Annotated in this window: 3 protein-coding genes and 1 pseudogene; 3 read left to right on the top strand and 1 reads right to left on the bottom strand. The window is 36.0% G+C overall.

Annotation, left to right across the window (positions count from 1 at the left end; translation table 11 throughout):
* Window positions 1–1262: arginine--tRNA ligase domain-containing protein (gene argS / locus ACY65O_RS18240; RefSeq protein WP_462222290.1), on the bottom strand; the 1262-nt coding region annotated here is incomplete at its 3' end.
* A gap of 110 nt (window positions 1263–1372) precedes the next feature.
* On the opposite strand from argS, the gene ACY65O_RS18235 reads away from it, so the two are divergent.
* The 3 genes and pseudogenes from ACY65O_RS18235 to ACY65O_RS18225 all read left to right on the top strand — a co-directional run.
* Window positions 1373–3001 carry an ABC-F family ATP-binding cassette domain-containing protein gene (locus tag ACY65O_RS18235; protein WP_462222289.1) on the top strand — a complete coding sequence of 543 codons (1629 nt, stop codon included), beginning with the start codon at window positions 1373–1375 and terminating at the stop codon, window positions 2999–3001.
* A 94-nt stretch (window positions 3002–3095) separates the two neighbouring features.
* Window positions 3096–3593: a GtrA family protein gene (locus ACY65O_RS18230; RefSeq protein ID WP_462222288.1), complete on the top strand. Its 498-nt coding sequence runs from the start codon at window positions 3096–3098 to the stop codon at window positions 3591–3593.
* Between the two features lie 382 nt (window positions 3594–3975).
* Window positions 3976–4718 (top strand): annotated as a pseudogene (locus tag ACY65O_RS18225) (hypothetical protein); the annotation flags it as partial.

Genomic DNA, 4718 nt, shown 5'->3' with positions numbered 1-4718 from the left:
GCATCTACCACAGTACCTTCACGGCTTTTCATTTTCCCCGTTGGCAATTCCACCATACCATAACTTAAGTGGTAAATATTTTTTGCGTTGGGTAATTGCAATTTTTCTGCAATTAATTTCAGCACTTTCATGTGGTAATTTTGCTCATCACCAATTACATAAATACTCTGATCAATTTTATATTCTTCATATTTCTGTTGTGCCAAACCAATATCCTGCGTCATATAAACAGAAGTGCCATCTTTACGCTGCACAATTTTTTTATCCAAACCATCTTCGGTTAAATCAATCCACACACTGTTATCTTCTTCTTTAATAAAAACATTTTTTAAAAGACCTTCTTCCACGATTTTTTTGCCCAGCAAATAAGTATTGCTTTCATAATACATTTTATCAAAATCGCTGCCAATAGTTTTGTAAGTAATATCAAAACCGGCATACACCCAACTGTTCATTTTTTGCCAAAGCTCCATTGTATCGGGCTTTCCGGCTTCCCAATCAAAAAGCATTTGCTGGGTGGCTTTCATTATCGGCGCTTCTTTTTCTGCTTCGTCTTTTGTTTTGCCGGCAGTAATCAATTCTTCAACCTGCCTTTTATATTCGTCATTAAATTTTACATAATATTCTCCCACAAAATGATCGCCTTTTGTATGGGTACTTTGCGGAGTAGCACCATTTGCAAAAAGCTGCCATGCAATCATACTCTTGCAAATATGAATGCCCCTGTCGTTTACAATACAACTTTTTATCACATCGTAACCGCTGGCTTTAAAAATTTCTGCCACACTCCATCCTAAAAAATTATTACGCAAATGCCCAAGGTGTAATGGTTTGTTGGTATTGGGAGAAGAATATTCCACCATCACTTTTTTGTCATTCATTTGTATTTTTCCAAAACAAACATCATTATAATTTTTTTGCAATACTTCCATCCAGTAACCATCGGCAACTGTTAAATTTAAAAATCCTTTTATAATATTGTATTGAGTAAAAAGCGCAGGATTATTTTCAATAAGATGTTTACCTAATTTATTGCCAATATCATCAGGCGATAATTTCAGCGATTTTACCAGCGAAAATAACACCACGGTATAATCTCCCTCAAACTCGGGCTTGGTTTGGTTAACCTGGAAATCTTTTTCGGTAAATGCCTGGCCAAACAATACGGTTAAACTTTCTATGGTGCTTTTTTGTAATTGCTCTACTATCAACATGCGGCAAAGATAATTGGCAATTTGCAATGGGCAATAAGCAATGGGCAAATGGCAAAAGCTAATCTGTAAATAGCAACAGGTAGAAAATGAAATATCTTTTAACTTTCAACATTTAACCTCTAACCAATTCCCTTATCTTTGCACACTTTTTTACAACTATGATAAGTGCAAATAATATAACGCTGGCTTACGGCAAAAGGGTTTTGTTTGATGAGGTAAACATCAATTTTACTAAGGGAAACTGTTACGGGGTTATTGGTGCCAATGGTGCCGGTAAATCTACCTTTTTAAAAATATTAAGCGGAGAGATTGAGCCGAACAAGGGCACCGTGGATATTACTCCCGGCGAAAGAATGGCTTTCTTAAATCAAAACCAGTTTGCTTTTGACGAGCAAACCGTTTTAAATACCGTAATGATGGGCCACAGTAAAATGTGGAAAGTGATGCATGAAAGAGATGCCATTTATGCAAAAGAAGATTTTACAGAAGCAGATGGTATTAAGGCCGGCGAACTGGAAGAACAGTTTGGCGAAATGGGTGGTTACACTGCCGAAAGTGATGCAGCTACCATGCTGAGTGAATTGGGTGTAAAAGACGATTTGCATCAGGTGCTGATGAAAGATGTAGCCGCTAATATTAAGGTAAGGGTATTGCTGGCACAGGCCATTTTTGGTAACCCCGATATTTTATTATTAGATGAACCTACAAACAACCTTGATGTGGAAACCATCAGCTGGTTAGAAAATTTTTTAGCCGATTACCAGAATATAGTTTTGGTGGTAAGTCACGATCGTCACTTTTTAGATGCGGTCTGTACGCATGTGGCCGACGTGGATAAAAACAAAATAAAAGTGTACACCGGTAACTATACTTTTTGGTACGAAAGTTCTCAATTAGCAGCAAGGCAGGCAAGCGATAAAAATAAAAAAGCAGAAGATAAAAAGAAAGACCTGCTGGAATTTATTGCACGGTTTAGCGCCAATGCCAGTAAAAGTAAACAGGCCACATCACGTAAAAAGGCATTGGATAAATTGGTGTTTGAAGATATTGTACCCAGCAGCAGAAAATATCCCGGTATTATTTTTAAGCAGGACAGGGAAGTGGGTAACGAAATTTTAAAAGTAGAAAATCTTACCAAAGCAATTGAAGGCAAAACTATTTTCAGTAAAGTAAGATTTGATATTCAAAAAGGCGATAAGATCGCTTTCATCAGCCGTGACCCAATTGCCTTAACTTCTTTCTTTGAAATTATTAATGGTAAAATGAAGGCCGACAGTGGCACTTACGAATGGGGTACTACTGTTACCACTGCTTATTTGCCCAATGATAACAGCGAATATTTTACCAGCAGCAATTACAATTTAATGGATTGGTTGCGCCAGTATGTACCACCGGGTACTAAAGATGTGGATGAAGATTTTTTACGTGGTTTTTTGGGTAAAATGCTTTTTACCGGTGATGAGATCATGAAAAAAACAAACGTACTGAGTGGGGGAGAAAAAGTACGTTGTATGGTAAGTAAAATGATGTTACAAAATCCTAACGTTTTAATATTGGATGAACCAACCAACCATTTAGACCTGGAAAGTATTATTTCGTTCAACGATAACATGGTGGCTTACACGGGTATTGTGTTAGTAACAACACATGATCATCAGTTTATGCAAACCGTGGCCAACCGCATTATTGAATTAACACCAAAAGGAATCATTGATAAACTGATGACTTACGACGAATACCTTGCCGATGACAGGGTGAAAGCCAGCAGGGAAGAATTGTACAGTTAAAAATACAAATTGAAAGTTGATGGTTGAAAGTTGAATGTTTGCGAATGGGGCGTTTATAACTTTCAACCATCGACTTTTAACCATCAACCAGTTAATGCCGAAAGATAAAATCATAGCCTTCATAGATTTTTTTTACCCGCCGTTCCGCAGGTTTATGCCGGAGCAAACTTTTCGTTATGCGGCCTGTGGCGGAGCCAATACTGTTTTATCTATACTGGTATTTAATTTCAGCCATTATTTTATTTTTAAAGAAGATAATGTTGATATTGGCTTTGTTGTACTTAAATCTTACAATGCGGCATTGTTCATTTCGTTTTGCATAAGTTTTACAGTGGGGTTTTTGCTGATGAAGTTTGTAGTTTTTGTAGATTCAAATTTGCGTGGCCGCATACAGCTTTTCAGGTATTTTGTAGCTTACCTGGTAAATCTTTTTCTTAGTTATTTTTTACTGAAGATATTTGTGGAGTATGCAAAGCTGGATGCTGTAATTGCCCAGTTAATTACAACCGTTATTGTAATTGCCATCAGTTATTTAAGCCAAAAGCATTTTACATTTAAAACAAAAAAGACTAAAAGGGGTAGAAATTATTAAACAGTTAATGGCGAATGTGAAAAAAATGTTAAGGATTTTGCACTTTGTATTGTTTAAATGATATAAATTGCAACTACAAAAAAAAGGCCCCTCTGTAGAAACAGAGCGGCTCTAACGATTGCTTGCTATATGAAAATTCTTAATTTAGTAGTTGATCCTGTTTGCTAAAAGTTTTTCATTCTTCCTGCATGTTTAGTGCAGTTTATTAACGATTGATTGTCCCTTTTAACGATTGTATGCTATTCAATAACTCATCCGCTTTAACAAAAGTAGGGTGAGTTATTATTTTTGTAAAATCAACTTAATACTGGTTTTATTATGCTAAAACTTAATTTAACATTTTAAAAGCCTTGCCAGTATTGCGTTTTATAATAAATTATTAATGATGCCCAACAGGTTTACAGATACATTATTTCAGCTGATACACTCCCTCGAAAAGGCGGAAAAGCGCCATTTTAAACTCTATATTAAAAGAAGTTCGGGTAACGAAGACCTTAAAATTGTAGAATTGTTTGATGCAATGGATAAACTTCCCGAGTATGACGAAACATTGTTGCTGAAAAAATTAAAGTCGATAGAAAAGCCGCAGTTATCTAATGTAAAAGTGCATTTATACAAGCAATTGTTATCCAGCCTGCGCTTATTAAAAAGTAACGATAGTATAGATCTGCAATTGAACGAACAATTTGATTATGCTCATATCTTGTATAAAAAAGGACTGTTTACCCAGAGCCTTAAAATATTAGATAAGGCAAAGGAAACTGCCAAGGCAAATCATAAAGTAAATTTTTTATTACAGGCCATTGCACTGGAAAAACGGATTGAAACATTGCACATTACCCGTACGATGCAGACCCGGGCCGAACAACTTTCTGCAGAAGTAAATGAAGTTAACCACCGCATTGATACTTTAGCAAGATTATCTAATTTAGCCATGCTGATGTACAGCTGGTTTATTAAAAATGGCCATGCCCGTAACCAAAAAGATGAAGAAGGCGTAAAAGCTTATTTAAAACAACATTTACCTGCCGATGCCTGGCAGCAAACCGGGTTTTACGAAAAATTATATTTGTACCAAAGCTACAGCTGGTATGCATTTATACGCCAGGATTTTTTACAATATTA

Origin of the sequence: Ferruginibacter sp., from assembly GCF_031430955.1 — a bacterium.
In the GTDB taxonomy this organism is placed as follows: Bacteria; Bacteroidota; Bacteroidia; order Chitinophagales; family Chitinophagaceae; genus Ferruginibacter.
Note: the sequence above shows the minus strand (reverse complement) of the source record. Positions and strands in the feature narration are given on the sequence as shown.